A 12724-nucleotide genomic window follows, 5' to 3' on the forward strand; every position below is an offset into this window, starting at 1 on the left:
CGCGGGTGTGCTGAATCGGATCGACCTGCGGGGGAGCGACACCGACCCCCGCCGCCTGCTGCCCCGTGCCCGACTCGACGTCTCCGTGGCGGTCGAGCGGATCCGTCCGCTCGTCGAGGCGGTGCGGGAGCATGGTTACCCGGCGATCCGGGAGGCGAGTGAGCGCTTCGACGGAGTCTGTCCGGAACACCTGCGGGTACCGGTGGAGGCCATCGCCGCCGCCGAGGGGACGCTCGACCCGGCGGTACGCGCCGCGCTGCTCGAGTCGATCGCCCGCGCCCGCCGGGTCCACGACGACCAGCGCCGCACCGACCACATCACCCGGGTGGTGTCCGGCGGCACGGTCACCGAACGCTGGTTGCCGGTCGACCGGGTCGGCCTCTACGTCCCCGGCGGCCTGGCGATGTACCCGTCCACCGTGGTGATGAACGTGGTTCCGGCCCAGGCGGCCGGGGTCCGCTCACTGGTCGTGGCCAGCCCGCCGCAGCAGGACAACGGCGGCCTGCCCGACGCGCGCGTGCTGGCCGCCTGCGCGCTGCTCGGCGTCGACGAGGTGTACGCCGTCGGTGGTGCCCAGGCGGTGGCGATGCTGGCGTACGGCTCGACGACCGACGCGGACGGCGCGACCCGCTGCGCGCCGGTCGACATGATCACCGGTCCGGGCAACATCTGGGTCACCGCCGCCAAGCGGCTGCTGCGCGGGGTGGTCGGCATCGACGCCGAGGCCGGACCGACCGAGATCGCCATCCTGGCCGACGACACGGCCGACCCGGCGCACGTCGCCGCCGACCTGGTCAGCCAGGCCGAGCACGACCCGCTCGCGGCGAGCGTCCTGGTCACCCCGTCGGTGGCGCTGGCCGACGCGGTGGACCGCGAGCTGACCCGCCAGGTGGCCGCCACCACGCACGTCGAACGGGTCACCACCGCGCTGACCGGTGAGCAGAGCGGGATCGTCCTCGTCGACGACCTCGAAGCCGGGCTGCGGGTGGTCGACGCGTACGCCGCCGAGCACCTGGAGATCCAGACCGCCGACGCCCGGGAGTGGGCGCTACGGGTGCGCAACGCCGGCGCGGTCTTCGTCGGCGCCTGGTCGCCGGTGTCGCTCGGCGACTACTGCGCCGGCTCCAACCACGTGCTGCCCACCGGCGGCTGCGCCCGGCACTCCTCCGGTCTGTCCGTGCAGTCCTTCCTCCGCGGCGTCCACCTGATCGAGTACACCGAGGAGGCGCTGCGCGAGGTGGCCCCGCACGTGGTCACCCTGGCGACCGTGGAGGACCTGCCCGCGCACGGCCAGGCGGTGCGGGCCCGCTTCCCCGGGGAGGCGCTGTCGTGACCGCTCCCGACGACCTGCCGGTCGGCACCGGCCCCGGCGACCTGCCGGCGCGGGCCGGTCTGGCCGACCTGCCGATCCGCGACGACCTGCGCGGCCTGCGCCCGTACGGTGCGCCGCAGCTCGACGTGGCGGTGCGGCTGAACACCAACGAGAACTCCTACCCGGTGCCGGAGCCGGTGGTCGAGGCGATCGGCAAGGCCCTCGCCGCCGAACTGCGCGACCTCAACCGGTACCCGGACCGGGACGCGGTGGCGCTCCGCGCCGACCTGGCCGGTTACCTGGGGCACGGCCTCACCGTCGACGGGCTCTGGGCGGCCAACGGCTCCAACGAGATCCAGCAGCAGCTGCTCCAGGCCTTCGGCGGCCCGGGGCGGGTGGCGCTGGGCTTCACCCCCGCCTACTCCATGCACCCGCTGCTGGCGCTGGGCACCGGCACCGGCTGGCAGCCGGCCCGGCGGGGCGCGGACTTCGGGCTGACCGTGGACGACGCGGTGACCCAGGTTCGCGAGCACCGTCCGGACGTGGTCTTCCTCTGCTCACCGAACAACCCGACCGGCACCGCGCTCGACCCGGAGGTGGTGGCCGCCGTCCTGGACGTCGCCCCCGGCATGGTGGTGGTCGACGAGGCGTACGCCGAGTTCGCCCGGCCCGGCACGGTCAGCGCGCTCGCCGTGCTCCCCGGCCACCCGCGTCTGGTGGTGACCCGGACGATGAGCAAGGCGTTCGGGTTCGCCGGTGGCCGTCTCGGCTACCTGGCCGCCGACCCGGCCGTGGTGGCGGCGGTGCAGTTGGTGCGGCTGCCGTACCACCTCTCCGCGCTGACCCAGGCCGCCGCCCGCGCGGCGCTGGCCCACCGGGACGCCCTGCTCGGCACGGTGGCGGCGATCATGGCCCAGCGGGACCGGATCGTCGCGACGTTGCGGGAGCGCGGGCGGCGGGTCGCCGACAGCGACGCCAACTTCGTGCTCTTCGAGGTCGGCGGGGACCAGGCGGTGGCGTGGCGGGCGTTGCTCGAGCGGGGCGTGCTGGTCCGCGACGTCGGCCTGGCCGGCTGGCTGCGGGTCACCGCCGGAACCCCGGCCGAGACCGACGCCTTCCTGGCCGCCACGGAGGATCTGCGGTGAGCACGGCTCCGCACGCCCGGTGGTCGGGAACGAGGAATTGTCCGGTGAGCGCGGGGAGTGAGCTGGTGTCACCGGCCCCGCAGTGGCGAACGAGAGGTAATCCAGCATGAGCCGGACCGCCCGGGTGGAGCGGACCACCAAGGAGACCAGGGTGCTCGTCGAGATCGACCTCGACGGCACCGGCACGGCGGAGATCAGCACCGGCGTCGGCTTCTACGACCACATGCTGCACCAGATCGCCCGGCACGGCGGCTTCGACCTCACCGTCCGGACGGTCGGCGACCTGGAGATCGACGCCCATCACACGATGGAGGACACCGCGCTGGCTCTCGGCGCCGCGTTCGACCAGGCGCTCGGGGACAAGGCCGGCATCCGGCGGTACGGCTCGGCGACCGTCCCGATGGACGAGGTCCTGGTCCGCGCCGCGGTCGACCTCTCCGGCCGGCCGTACGTGGTGCACGACGAGCCACTGCTCACCCCGTACATCGGACCGGTCTACCCGACCAGCATGACCCGGCACATCTGGGAGTCGTTCGGGCAGGCCGCCCGGATCACCCTGCACGTGGACGTGCTCCGGGCGGCCCGTCCCGGTGGCCACCCGGACGCACACCACGTGGTGGAGGCACAGTTCAAGGCGGTCTCCCGGGCGCTGCGCGAGGCCACCGCGATCGATCCGCGCTCGGCCGGTGTGGTGCCGAGCACCAAGGGGGCGCTGTGACCACCGGGACGGGGTGCCGCTGATGGACGCGGTGCTCCCCTCGCTGCTGCTGATCCTCGCCGGCCTCCTGGTCGGCGGGGCGGTGTCGCTGCACCGGCAGGGCGCCTCCCGGGGCGTGGTCGTGGTGACCGGCCTGCTCGCCCTGCTCGCCACCGCCGGGGGCGTGCTCTGGCTGATCCCGCAGGTGACGTCGTGAGCCGGGTGGTGGTGCTCGACTACGGGTCGGGCAACCTGCGGTCCGCCGAGCGGGCGTTGCAGCGGGCCGGTGCCGACGTGACGGTCACCGACGACCTGGTCGCCGCGGCCGCCGCCGACGGGCTGGTGGTGCCGGGCGTCGGGGCGTTCGCCGCCTGCATGGCCGGGATCGAGGCGCTCGGCGCCGGCCCGGTGATCGCCGACCGGGTCGCCGCCGGACGACCGGTGCTCGGCATCTGCGTCGGCATGCAGGTGCTCTTCGCGCAAGGCGAGGAGCACGGGGTGGTGACCAGGGGACTGGGCCTGCTGCCGGGCGGGGTGACCCGGCTGGCCGCCCCCCGCCTGCCGCACATGGGCTGGAACACGCTGCGCCCGCCGGCCGGCTCGACGCTCCTGGCCGGGCTGCCCGAGGCAGGGCGGGTCTACTTCGTCCACTCGTACGCGGTCGCCGACGTGGCCGCGCTGACCGCCGCCGGGGCCCTGGTGACCACCGCCCACCACGGAGGGGACTTCGTCGCGGCGGTGGAGCGGGGCGCGCTCTCGGCCGCCCAGTTCCACCCGGAGAAGTCCGCCGACACCGGCGCCCTGCTGCTGCGCAACTGGCTGGCCACGCTGTGACCGGCAGGCCCCCGGGCGCGGTGTGCGTCCCCGCCGCCCCGGCCGGGCGGGTGGGTCGGTGAGCAAGGAACGGGCCCGGCTGCGGGCCGTCCGGGAGGCCGAACGCGAGCGGGAGAAGGCTGTCCGGGCCCGGAAGGTGGCCCGCCGGGACCGCCGCCGGAGCCTGCTGCGCGGACTGCGACCGCGGCGACGGCGGCACACCGGTCGTCTGTTGGCCCGCCGGAGCCGGGCCGAGCGCGCCGGCATCGTGGTGCTGACCCTGGCCGTGCTGGCGTCGATCTGGACGCTGGTGCCCGACCCCGCGCTGCGGGTGCTGCTGATGGTGCTGCTCCTGCTCGTACTGCCGGCGATCGTGGTGATCGCCCTGGACCGTCGTACCTGATCCGAGGAGAACACGTTGAGTCTGACCCTGCTGCCCGCCGTGGACGTCGCCGACGGGCAGGCCGTCCGTCTCGTGCAGGGCGCCGCCGGTAGCGAGACCAGCTACGGCGACCCGCTGGAGGCGGCGCTGGCCTGGCAGCACGACGGCGCGGAGTGGATCCACCTGGTAGACCTCGACGCGGCCTTCGGCCGGGGCACCAACGCCCCGCTCCTCGCCGAGGTGGTGCGCCGGCTGGACGTCAAGGTAGAACTCTCCGGCGGGATCCGCGACGACGCCTCGCTGCGGGCCGCGCTGGCCACCGGGGCGGCCCGGGTGAACATCGGCACCGCCGCGCTGGAGGACCCCGAGTGGTGCGACCGGATCTGCGGCGAGTACGGCGACCGGGTGGCGATCGGGCTGGACGTGCGCGGTCGTACCCTCGCCGCCCGGGGCTGGACCCGCGACGGCGGTGACCTGTACGAGGTGCTGGCGCGGCTGGACAAGGCCGGCGCATCCCGGTACGTGGTGACCGACATCACCAAGGACGGCACGATGCGCGGGCCGAACCTGGACCTGCTGCGCGAGGTCTGCGCCGCCACGGCCGCCCCGGTGATCGCCTCCGGCGGCGTCTCCACCCTGGACGACCTGCGGGCCCTGGCCACCCTGGAACCGGTCGGGGTGGAGGGGGTCATCGCCGGCAAGGCGCTGTACGCCGGGGCCTTCACGGTGGCGGAGGCGCTGCGGGTGCTCGCCGACGCCTGACCCGGTACCCGGCCCGGCGAGCGCGCCGGGCCGGGCCGGCACCCGCCCGGTTTGGTTGTGCGCAATTGAATAGCGGGCTACCTTTGTCAGGTGGACGACGACCTGGTGCTACGCCGACAGGTGTGCTTCGCGCTCTACGCCGCCTCCCGGGCGGTCACCGACGTGTACCGGCCGATCCTCGACGAACTGGGGCTGACCTACCCGCAGTACCTCGTGCTGCTGGTGCTCTGGGAGCGCGGCGACACCGCCCCGACCGTCTCCGAGCTCGGCGCCGCGCTGCGACTCGACTCCGGCACCCTCTCCCCGCTGCTCAAACGGCTGGAGGGGGCCGGGCTGGTGGTCCGACGCCGGGCGGCCCAGGACGAACGGCGGGTGGAGGTCGACCTGACCGACGCCGGCCGCGCGCTGCGCGAGCGGGCCGGCGACGTGCCGTACCGGGTCGCCGCGTCCACCGGCCTGACCCCCGACGAGTTGGTCGCGCTCCGCGACACCCTCACCCGGATGACCCGGACCATCCACCGACAGAAGGGAAAGTGACCACCATGCAGGTGCTCTACACCGCCGCTGCGCACGCCACCGGCGACGGCCGCGACGGCCACGTCCGCAGCTCCGACGGCACAATCGACCTCGACCTGGCCGTACCGAAGGAGATGGGTGGCGCCGGCGGCGCGGCCAACCCCGAGCAGCTCTTCGCCGCCGGGTACGCCGCCTGCTTCCACTCGGCGCTGCGACTGGTCGCCCGGCAGGCCCGGGTCGACGTCGCCGGCTCGGTGGTGGACGCCGAGGTGGGCATCGGCCCGAACGGTGACGGCGGCTTCGCGCTCACCGTCGCCCTGCTGGTCGACCTGCCGTCGGTGCCGCGTGCCGTCGCCGAGGACCTGGTCGCCCAGGCCGAGCGGGTGTGCCCCTACTCGAACGCCACCCGGGGCAACGTCGAGACCGCCCTGACCGTCCGGGACGCCGCATGACGGCCAACCGGGAGATCCACCTCGCGTCCCGGCCGGAGGGCTGGCCCACCCCGGAGAACTTCCGCCTGGTCCCCACCACCGTGCCGACCGCCGGTGACGGTCAGCTCGTGGTCCGCAACGTGGTCATGTCGGTCGACCCGTACATGCGGGGGCGGATGAACGACGTGAAGTCCTACGTCCCGCCGTTCCGGCTCGACGCTCCGCTCGACGGCGGCGCGGTCGGCGAGGTGGTGCAGAGCAAGGCCGCGGGGTTCGCCCCGGGCGACCTGGTGCTGCACAACCTCGGGTGGCGGGAGTACGCCCTGCTCGACGCCGGCTCGGCCCGCCCGGTCGACCCGACGCTCGCGCCGGTCAACGCGTACCTGAGCGTGCTCGGGATGACCGGGCTGACCGCGTACGCCGGCCTGCTGGAGGTCGCCGGGCTGCGCGAGGGCGAGACGGTCTTCGTCTCCGCCGCCGCCGGTGCCGTGGGCAGCCTGGTGGGCCAGATCGCGAAGCTGCGGGGCGCGGCGCGGGTGGTCGGCAGCGCCGGCTCGCCCGCCAAGGTCGAACGCCTGCGCGCGCTCGGCTTCGACGCCGCCTTCGACTACCACGACGGCCCGGTACGCGAGCAGCTCCGCGCCGCCGCCCCGGACGGGATCGACGTGTACTTCGACAACGTCGGCGGTGACCATCTGGAGGCGGCGATCAGCGCGCTGCGTCCGCACGGCCGGGCGGCGATCTGCGGCATGATCGCCCAGTACAACGCCACCGAACCGCCGGCCGCCCCGCGCAACCTGGCCCTGGTGATCGGCAAGCAGCTCACCCTGCGCGGGTTCCTGGTCAACTCCTACGGCCACCTGCGCGAGCAGTTCGTCCGGGAGGTGTCCGGTTGGCTGCGCGAGGGCCGGCTGCACCAGGACGAGACCGTCGTCGACGGCATCGAGAACGCCCCGGAGGCCTTCCTCGCCCTGCTGCGGGGCGAGAACCTCGGCAAGATGCTCGTGCGGCTGTGACGCCCACCACCCCGCCCTGCTGGTGGCCGGGGTCCCTTGTCGCGGCCTCCCGCCGAGCAGGGGACCCCGCAGGCCGTCCGGCCCGGCCCCGGCGCGCCCACCCGAGGAGGGTGGGCGAGGCGGTGGGAGGGGGCCGGACGGGCGGTAGGCTCGCGGCATGACGGTGGCGGTACGGGTCATTCCCTGTCTGGACGTGGACGCCGGACGGGTGGTCAAGGGCGTCAACTTCGTCGACCTGCGGGACGCCGGGGACCCGGTTGAACTGGCCGCGGCGTACGACCGGGCCGGCGCGGACGAGCTGACCTTCCTCGACGTGACCGCCTCATCCGACGACCGGGGCACCATGCTCGACGTGGTGCGTCGGACCGCCGAGTCGGTGTTCATCCCGCTCACCGTCGGCGGGGGCGTGCGCCGCGTCAGCGACGTCGACGTGCTGCTGCGGGCGGGCGCGGACAAGGTCGGCGTGAACACCGCCGCCATCGCCCGCCCCGACCTGATCGCCGAGATCGCCGAGCGGTTCGGCCGGCAGGTGCTCGTGCTCTCCCTCGACGTGCGGCGGGCGCCCGCCGGCACCACCGGCAGCGGATTCGAGGTGACCACCCACGGCGGCCGGCGGGGCACCGGCCTGGACGCGGTGGAGTGGGCGCACCGGGTGGGTGTGCTCGGTGCGGGCGAGATCCTGCTCAACTCGATGGACGCCGACGGTACGAAGGCCGGCTTCGACCTGGAGCTGATCCGCGCGGTGCGGGCGGTCGTCGACGTACCGGTGATCGCCTCGGGCGGGGCCGGGGCGGTGGCCCACTTCCCGCCGGCCGTGGCGGCGGGCGCCGACGCGGTGCTGGCGGCGAGCGTCTTCCACTTCGGCGAGCTGAGTATCGGCGACGTCAAGGACGCGCTGCACGCCGCCGGGCATCCGGTCCGGCTGCCCGGGGCGGCGCCAGCCGTGCCGCAGCCCACCGGCGCCTGACGCCCGGCGCCGGCACCCGGTCAGGCCCGGCCGCGGTCCGGGCCGCCGCCCTCCGGGGAGCGACGCGGGGTCGGAATGGACCGCTTGACGTACTCGTGCACCGCGGCGGCGTGTTCCTCCTCCGGCAGCACCCAGTCGGCCTGCCCCGGCGCGTGCCGCCGGCTCAGTGCGGTCTGCACCGTGTCGACGGCGGTGGAGAGCCCGGCCGCCGGCCGGGTGCGCCAGAGCTGCTCACCGGCGGGCGTGATCCGGAACCAGCCGTCGGTGACGCTGACCAGACCCGCGCCGGCCAGCCGGCGCACCGCCGTCTCCACCTCGTGCCGCTGCGGAATCGCCTGGTTGAGGTGGTCGGCGGTGGAGAGCACGTCGGTGAGGCGGACCCCCTCCGGCCGTCGGCTCGACGGGGCTCGGCGGTGCCGTCCGGCTCCGCTGGCGATCACCAGTGCCACGAAGATCCAGGCGTCCGACCAACGCCATCCCTCAGCCCCCATGGGGAAATGATGCCGGCTGAGTGGCCCGGAGTAAAACATCCGGTTCGGTGCCGGGGGGACGCCCAGCTCAGACCGGTTCGGCCAGTGGTCGTGTCGGCGAGTCGGCCGGGGCGACGGTGACCAGTGGCAGGAACGCCTGGGTCAGCGGGCCGATGCCCAGCGCGTAGGCGACCGTCCCGATACCGACCGTGCCGCCCAGCAGCCAGCCCAGCCCGAGCGCGCTGACCTCGATGACCGTGCGGACCAGGCGGACCGAGTGACCGGGGTGCCGGGCGACGTACCCGGTCATCAGCCCGTCCCGAGGCCCCGGGCCGAGCCGCGCGCCCAGGTAGAGCGCGGTGGCCAGACCGTTGAGCAGGACGCCGGCGACGAGCAGCGCGCCCCGGGCGGTGACCGCGCGGACGTCGGGCAGCACTGCCAGGCCGGCGTCGATGACCAGGCCGACGACCAGGACGTTGCTCACCGTGCCGAGGCCGGGACGTTGCCGCAGCGGCACCCAGAGCAGCAGCACCAGGATTCCGGCGAGGATGGTGGCGATGCCGAAGGAGAGCCCGGTACGCCGGGACAGGCCGTGGTGGAGGACGTTCCAGGGGTCCAGGCCGAGATGCGACTCGATCATGAACGCCATGCTGGCGCCGTAGAGCGCCAGCCCGGCGTAGAGCTGGACCAGGCGGCGGGGCAGCCGGTCGCGGAGGTTGCCAGTCAGGGCCATGCATGCCAACCTAAGGGCCAATCACGGGGGTGTGAGAGAGCCAATCGGGAGGGAGTGGCCATGACCAGCCAGGTTCGCGGAGGGCAACTGGCCCGTCTGCTCGGCCAGTGGCATGCCCTGCCGGGCCGCCGCCGGTCGCCGGACTACGCCGCTCTCGCCGCTGCCGTCCGGGGTCTGCTCGCCGACGGCCGGCTGCCCCTGGGGGTACGCCTGCCGGCCGAGCGGGAACTCGCCGAGGCGCTGCGGATCAGCCGGACCACGGTCACCGCCGCCTACCGGGAGCTGCGCGAGAGCGGACACCTGACCAGTCGGCGCGGAGCGGGGAGTTGGACCATGCTGCCCGGCGGGCACCGGGTGGCCAGTTCGGGCCTGTGGACCCCGCAGGACGACCTCGACATGATCGACCTGGGCATCGCCGCGCTGGCCGCCCCACCGGAACTCATCCCGGCCACCCGGGCCGCCACCGAGGATCTGCCTCACTACCTGGGCAGCGCCGGCTACCACCCGACCGGGATCATCGAGCTGCGGGAGACGATCGCCCAGTCGTACGCCGAGCGCGGCCTGCCCACCAGCCCCGAGCAGATCATGGTCACCAACGGCACCCAGCACGCGCTGGACCTGGTGCTGAGGCTGGCGCTCGCCCCGGCCGGCAGTGTGCTCGTGGAGTCGCCGACCTATCCCAACGCGCTGGCCGCCCTCGCCGCCCGGCGGGCCCGGATCGCCACTCACGGCCTGGCGGTCGACGCCGGCTGGGACGCGGACCTGCTGTTGGCCAGCATCCGTCAGACCCGCCCCCGGCTGGCCTACCTGATCCCCGACTTCCAGAACCCGACCGGCCACCTGATGCCGGTCGAGCTGCGCGAACGGGTGGTCGGGGCGGCCCACGCGGCCGGCACCGACCTGGTGGTCGACGAGTCCTTCGTCGACCTGCCGCTGGACGGCACCCCGGTGCCCCCGCCCACCGCCACCTTCGACCGGCACTCGCGGGTGATCACGATCGGGGGGATGAGCAAACCGTACTGGGGTGGCCTGCGCATCGGCTGGGTCCGCGCCTCCGCCCCGCAGGTGCAGCGGCTGGCCGCCGCCCGGATCGGGGTGGACATGTCCAGCCCGGTGCTGGAACAGCTCGTCGCGGTGCACCTGCTCGCCGAGGCGTCGACCATCGTGACCGCCCGGCGGGCGCAACTGGCCCGCCAGCGGGACGCGTTGCTGGCCGCGCTGGCCGAGCGGTTGCCGCAGTGGCGGGTCACCGTGCCGCGCGGCGGGGTGACCCTCTGGGCGGAACTGGACGGGCCGGTCTCCAGCGCCCTGGCTCGGGCCGCCGAGGAGGTCGGCGTACGTCTCGCGCCCGGCCCCCGGTTCGGGCTGGACGGCACGCTGGAGCGTTTCCTGCGGCTGCCGTTCACCCTGCCCGCCGCCGACCTGGTCGACGCGGTGCACCGGATCGCCGCGGTCCGGTACGACCTGGACCGGGCCGGCCGCCCGCAGTGGCGGGAGCCGTCCGTCATCGCCTGAGCGCCGCCGCCCCGGGATCCCCGCGAGGGGGGAGCCCGGGGCGGCGGGTGGGTCAGATCTCGGCGAGCGAGCCGTCGTACATCTTCTCGATCTCGGCGGCGAAGTTGCTCTCCACGCCCCGCCGCTTGATCTTCAGCGACGGGGTGATCTCGCCGTCCTCGATGGTCAGGTCGCGCGGCAGGATGAGGACCTTCTTGATGGTCTCCCAGCGGTTGAGCTTGCTGTTCAGCTCCGCGACGTACCCGTCGACCATCGCCTTCGCCTGCGGCGAGGTGACGATCGCGGTGTAGTCGCGGCCCTCCAGCGGACCGCCCGCCGCCCAGCCCTTGATCGCGTCCGGGTCGAGGGTGACCACCATCGTGCAGAAGTTGCGGGCCTGACCGATCACCAGCGCCTGCGAGGTGTACGGGCAGATCGCCTTGAACATGCCCTCGATGTGCGACGGCGCGACGTACTTGCCGCCGGAGGTCTTGAACAGATCCTTCTTCCGGTCGGTGATCTTCAGGTAGCCGTCGGCGTCCAGGGCGCCGATGTCGCCGGTACGGAAGAAACCGTCCTCGGTGAAGGCGGCGGCGGTCTCCTCGGGCAGGTTGTGGTAGCCGCGCATCACCGGACGGCCCCGGAGCAGGATCTCCCCGTCGGTGTCGATCCGGCACTCCAGGTCGCCCATGGCCTGCCCGACGGTGCCGATCCGCAGCCCGTCCGGGCGGTTGACGAAGTTGCCGGCGCTGCTCTCGGTGAGCCCGTACCCCTCGGAGATCGGCAGGTTCGCCGCCGCGAAGAAGGTGGCGATCTCGGGGCTCAGCGGCGCGGAGCCGGAGACCAGCACCCGGATCCGGCCGCCGAGCCGGTCCTGGATCTTGCTGAAGACCAGCTTCTCGGCTAGCCGGTGGCGCAGCCGGAGCCCGCCCGGGACCGGCTTGCCGGCCTGCTCCAGGGCGACCTTCTCCTTGCCGACCCGCACCGCCCAGGCGAAGATCTTCGCCTTCGCGCCACCGGCGTCCCGCGCGGTGGTGACCGACTTGTTGTAGACCTTCTCGAACACCCGGGGCGCGCCGCACATCAGCGTCGGGCGGACCACGGAGAGCAGTTCGACCAGCTTGTCCACCCGGCCGTCGACGTAGGTCGGGAGCCCGACGTGGGTCGCCCCGCAGAGCAGGGTCTTGCCGAACGAGTGGGACAGCGGGAGCCAGAGGTACTGGAGGTCGTCGCTACGCAGCAGCCCGACGTCGGCCTGCGCCACGCCCTCCCAGCACCAGCCGCCGTGCAGCAGCTCGACGCCCTTGGGGCGGCCGGTCGTGCCCGAGGTGTAGATCAGCGTGGCCAGGTGCTCGGGGCCGAGCTGCGCGACGATCCCGTCGACCAGGCCCGGCTCGGCGGCCAGCGCCCGTGCCCCCCGCTCCTCCAGGTCGGCGAGGGTGAGCTGGGGGACGGCCGCGTCCGGATCGGCGGTGCCGTCGAAGAGGACCACGTGGGTCAGCGCCGGCAGCTCCGCCCCGGCCACCTTGGCGGCCTGGGTGGGGTTCTCCGCGAAGAGCACCCGGGAGCCGGAGTCGGCGACGATGTAGCAGGTGTCCTCCGGCTCGGTGGTGGGGTAGACCGTGGTGGTCGCCCCGCCCGCGCACATCACGCCGAGGTCGGCGACGACCCACTCCAGCCGGGTGTTGGCCAGGATCGCCACCCGGTCCTCGAGTCCGATGCCCAGACCGTGCAGGCCGGCGGCGACCGCCCTGGCCCGGTGCCCCACCTGTTCCCAGGTCAGCCAGACCGGTCCCGAGTCGTCGGGGGCGGGGTGGGCGAAGGCGGGTCGGTCCGGGGTGGCCGCCACGCGCTTGAGGAACATGTCCGGGATCGAACGGTACGGTACATCGAGAGCCATCGCTGCGGGCCGCCTTCAGGGGTGGTCGACGTGATCGTGGTCACGCTGGGTCTGCGGTTACCGAAGGGTATTGCGTACACCCGGTC

Annotated in this window: 15 protein-coding genes; 12 read left to right on the forward strand and 3 right to left on the reverse strand. The window is 74.0% G+C overall.

Features of this window, described 5'->3' with window-relative positions; translation table 11 throughout:
• Positions 1 to 7 precede the first annotated feature (7 nt).
• From hisD to hisF, 11 genes are all read left to right on the forward strand, one after another.
• A complete protein-coding gene (gene hisD, locus AB0F58_RS11535) occupies positions 8 to 1333 on the forward strand; it encodes a histidinol dehydrogenase (RefSeq protein WP_357141462.1) in 1326 nt (441 codons plus the stop codon).
• A gap of 41 nt (positions 1334 to 1374) precedes the next feature.
• Entirely contained in the window at positions 1375 to 2457 is a 1083-nt protein-coding gene (locus tag AB0F58_RS11540; protein WP_357141852.1) for a histidinol-phosphate transaminase, read from the forward strand.
• Positions 2458 to 2563: 106 nt separating this feature from the next.
• Positions 2564 to 3175: an imidazoleglycerol-phosphate dehydratase HisB gene (hisB, locus tag AB0F58_RS11545; RefSeq protein ID WP_357141465.1), complete on the forward strand. Its 612-nt coding sequence runs from the start codon at positions 2564 to 2566 to the stop codon at positions 3173 to 3175.
• Positions 3176 to 3197: 22 nt separating this feature from the next.
• Positions 3198 to 3371 carry a hypothetical protein gene (locus AB0F58_RS11550; RefSeq protein ID WP_357141468.1) on the forward strand — a complete coding sequence of 58 codons (174 nt, stop codon included), beginning with the start codon at positions 3198 to 3200 and terminating at the stop codon, positions 3369 to 3371.
• Positions 3368 to 3988 carry an imidazole glycerol phosphate synthase subunit HisH gene (gene hisH, locus AB0F58_RS11555; protein ID WP_357141471.1) on the forward strand — a complete coding sequence of 207 codons (621 nt, stop codon included), beginning with the start codon at positions 3368 to 3370 and terminating at the stop codon, positions 3986 to 3988. Before AB0F58_RS11550 ends, hisH begins: the two co-directional genes overlap by 4 nt.
• Before the next feature lie 58 nt (positions 3989 to 4046).
• Positions 4047 to 4370: a hypothetical protein gene (locus tag AB0F58_RS11560; protein WP_357141474.1), complete on the forward strand. Its 324-nt coding sequence runs from the start codon at positions 4047 to 4049 to the stop codon at positions 4368 to 4370.
• 15 nt (positions 4371 to 4385) lie between these two features.
• Positions 4386 to 5111 carry a bifunctional 1-(5-phosphoribosyl)-5-((5-phosphoribosylamino)methylideneamino)imidazole-4-carboxamide isomerase/phosphoribosylanthranilate isomerase PriA gene (priA, locus tag AB0F58_RS11565; protein WP_357141477.1) on the forward strand — a complete coding sequence of 242 codons (726 nt, stop codon included), beginning with the start codon at positions 4386 to 4388 and terminating at the stop codon, positions 5109 to 5111.
• Positions 5112 to 5201: 90 nt separating this feature from the next.
• A complete protein-coding gene (locus tag AB0F58_RS11570; RefSeq protein ID WP_357141479.1) occupies positions 5202 to 5648 on the forward strand; it encodes a MarR family transcriptional regulator in 447 nt (148 codons plus the stop codon).
• 5 nt (positions 5649 to 5653) lie between these two features.
• Positions 5654 to 6079 carry an organic hydroperoxide resistance protein gene (locus AB0F58_RS11575; RefSeq protein ID WP_357141855.1) on the forward strand — a complete coding sequence of 142 codons (426 nt, stop codon included), beginning with the start codon at positions 5654 to 5656 and terminating at the stop codon, positions 6077 to 6079.
• The gene (locus AB0F58_RS11580; RefSeq protein ID WP_357141481.1) at positions 6076 to 7074 is read left to right on the forward strand and encodes an NADP-dependent oxidoreductase; all 999 of its coding nucleotides are present in this window, start codon (positions 6076 to 6078) and stop codon (positions 7072 to 7074) included. The genes AB0F58_RS11575 and AB0F58_RS11580 overlap by 4 nt, the downstream gene beginning before the upstream one ends.
• Positions 7075 to 7231: 157 nt before the next feature.
• Entirely contained in the window at positions 7232 to 8041 is an 810-nt protein-coding gene (gene hisF / locus AB0F58_RS11585) for an imidazole glycerol phosphate synthase subunit HisF (RefSeq protein ID WP_357141485.1), read from the forward strand.
• Between the two features lie 20 nt (positions 8042 to 8061).
• On the opposite strand, the gene AB0F58_RS11590 is transcribed toward hisF, so the two are convergent.
• Both AB0F58_RS11590 and AB0F58_RS11595 read right to left on the reverse strand, forming a co-directional pair.
• The gene (locus AB0F58_RS11590; protein WP_357141488.1) at positions 8062 to 8532 is read right to left on the reverse strand and encodes a hypothetical protein; all 471 of its coding nucleotides are present in this window, start codon (positions 8530 to 8532) and stop codon (positions 8062 to 8064) included.
• Positions 8533 to 8599: 67 nt separating this feature from the next.
• The gene (locus AB0F58_RS11595; protein WP_357141490.1) at positions 8600 to 9244 is read right to left on the reverse strand and encodes a hypothetical protein; all 645 of its coding nucleotides are present in this window, start codon (positions 9242 to 9244) and stop codon (positions 8600 to 8602) included.
• Positions 9245 to 9304: 60 nt separating this feature from the next.
• Between AB0F58_RS11595 and AB0F58_RS11600 the strand changes: the two genes are divergently transcribed.
• The gene (locus tag AB0F58_RS11600; protein ID WP_357141493.1) at positions 9305 to 10759 is read left to right on the forward strand and encodes a PLP-dependent aminotransferase family protein; all 1455 of its coding nucleotides are present in this window, start codon (positions 9305 to 9307) and stop codon (positions 10757 to 10759) included.
• Positions 10760 to 10811: 52 nt separating this feature from the next.
• Here the strand turns inward: AB0F58_RS11600 and AB0F58_RS11605 are convergent, their stop codons facing one another.
• Positions 10812 to 12638 (reverse strand): long-chain fatty acid--CoA ligase, encoded by a 1827-nt coding sequence (locus tag AB0F58_RS11605; protein WP_357141496.1) that lies wholly within the window; start codon positions 12636 to 12638, stop codon positions 10812 to 10814.
• Between the last annotated feature and the right edge of the window lie 86 nt (positions 12639 to 12724).

Source organism: Micromonospora sp. NPDC023956, assembly GCF_040639195.1.
In the GTDB taxonomy this organism is placed as follows: domain Bacteria; phylum Actinomycetota; class Actinomycetes; order Mycobacteriales; family Micromonosporaceae; genus Micromonospora.